Source organism: Streptomyces viridosporus, assembly GCF_002078235.1.
Lineage (GTDB): Bacteria > Actinomycetota > Actinomycetes > Streptomycetales > Streptomycetaceae > Streptomyces > Streptomyces viridosporus.
In genome coordinates this window covers 2501-4873 of sequence record NZ_MSGP01000087.1, presented here as the reverse complement: position 1 = coordinate 4873, position 2373 = coordinate 2501, and the positions used below count along the sequence as shown (strand labels likewise).

Annotated in this window: 1 rRNA gene (running past one end of the window); it reads right to left on the bottom strand. The window is 57.7% G+C overall.

Features of this window, described 5'->3' with window-relative positions:
• Positions 1-2373 (bottom strand): 23S ribosomal RNA (locus B7L92_RS06290); its annotated part runs 642 nt beyond the window's last position; the annotation flags it as partial.

Genomic DNA, 2373 nt, shown 5'->3' with positions numbered 1-2373 from the left:
GGTGGGAGTCCTCATCTCGAAGCAGGCTTCCCGCTTAGATGCTTTCAGCGGTTATCCCTCCCGAACGTAGCCAACCAGCCATGCCCTTGGCAGGACAACTGGCACACCAGAGGTTCGTCCGTCCCGGTCCTCTCGTACTAGGGACAGCCCTTCTCAAGACTCCTGCGCGCACAGCGGATAGGGACCGAACTGTCTCACGACGTTCTAAACCCAGCTCGCGTACCGCTTTAATGGGCGAACAGCCCAACCCTTGGGACCGACTCCAGCCCCAGGATGCGACGAGCCGACATCGAGGTGCCAAACCATCCCGTCGATATGGACTCTTGGGGAAGATCAGCCTGTTATCCCCGGGGTACCTTTTATCCGTTGAGCGACGGCGCTTCCACAAGCCACCGCCGGATCACTAGTCCCGACTTTCGTCCCTGCTCGACCCGTCGGTCTCACAGTCAAGCTCCCTTGTGCACTTACACTCACCACCTGATTGCCAACCAGGCTGAGGGAACCTTTGGGCGCCTCCGTTACCCTTTAGGAGGCAACCGCCCCAGTTAAACTACCCATCAGACACTGTCCCTGATCCGGATCACGGACCCAGGTTAGACATCCAGCACGACCAGACTGGTATTTCAACGACGACTCCACCCGGACTGGCGTCCGGGCTTCACGGTCTCCCAGCTATCCTACACAAGCCGAACCGAACACCAATATCAAACTGTAGTAAAGGTCCCGGGGTCTTTCCGTCCTGCTGCGCGAAACGAGCATCTTTACTCGTAGTGCAATTTCACCGGGCCTATGGTTGAGACAGTCGAGAAGTCGTTACGCCATTCGTGCAGGTCGGAACTTACCCGACAAGGAATTTCGCTACCTTAGGATGGTTATAGTTACCACCGCCGTTTACTGGCGCTTAAGTTCTCAGCTTCGCCTGGACGAATCCAAGCTGACCGGTCCCCTTAACGTTCCAGCACCGGGCAGGCGTCAGTCCGTATACCTCGCCTTACGGCTTCGCACGGACCTGTGTTTTTAGTAAACAGTCGCTTCTCGCTGGTCTCTGCGGCCACCCCCAGCTCACCGAGTAAATCGGATCACCGGGTGTGGCCCCCCTTCTCCCGAAGTTACGGGGGCATTTTGCCGAGTTCCTTAACCATAGTTCACCCGAACGCCTCGGTATTCTCTACCTGACCACCTGAGTCGGTTTCGGGTACGGGCCGCCATGCAACTCGCTAGAGGCTTTTCTCGACAGCATAGGATCATCCACTTCGCCGCAATCGGCTCGGCATCGGGTCTCAGACTATTGCCAGGCGGATTTGCCTACCTGACGTCCTACACCCTTACCCCGGGACAACCACCGCCCGGGCTGGACTGCCTTCCTGCGTCACCCCATCACTCACCTACTACCAGCTCGGGTCACCGGCTCCACCACTCCGACCTCGTCCGAAGACTCAGCCGGCGGCTTCACGGGCTTAGCATCACTGGATTCGATGTTTGACGCTGCACAGCGGGTACCGGAATATCAACCGGTTATCCATCGACTACGCCTGTCGGCCTCGCCTTAGGTCCCGACTTACCCTGGGCAGATCAGCTTGACCCAGGAACCCTTAGTCAATCGGCGCACACGTTTCTCACGTGTGAATCGCTACTCATGCCTGCATTCTCACTCGTCAACCGTCCACAACTCGCTTCCGCGGCTGCTTCACCCGGCAGACGACGCTCCCCTACCCATCCATACAGGCGTTGGCCCTTGTGTATGAATGACACGACTTCGGCGGTACGCTTGAGCCCCGCTACATTGTCGGCGCGGAATCACTAGACCAGTGAGCTATTACGCACTCTTTCAAGGGTGGCTGCTTCTAAGCCAACCTCCTGGTTGTCTCTGCGACTCCACATCCTTTCCCACTTAGCGTACGCTTGGGGGCCTTAGTCGATGCTCTGGGCTGTTTCCCTCTCGACCATGGAGCTTATCCCCCACGGTCTCACTGCCGCGCTCTCACTTGCCGGCATTCGGAGTTTGGCTAAGGTCAGTAACCCGGTAGGGCCCATCGCCTATCCAGTGCTCTACCTCCGGCAAGAAACACACGACGCTGCACCTAAATGCATTTCGGGGAGAACCAGCTATCACGGAGTTTGATTGGCCTTTCACCCCTAACCACAGGTCATCCCCCAGGTTTTCAACCCTGGTGGGTTCGGTCCTCCACGAAGTCTTACCTCCGCTTCAACCTGCCCATGGCTAGATCACTCCGCTTCGGGTCTTGAGCGTGCTACTGAAATCGCCCTGTTCGGACTCGCTTTCGCTACGGCTTCCCCACCCGGGTTAACCTCGCAACACACCGCAAACTCGCAGGCTCATTCTTCAAAAGGCACGCAGTCACGAGAACAAGG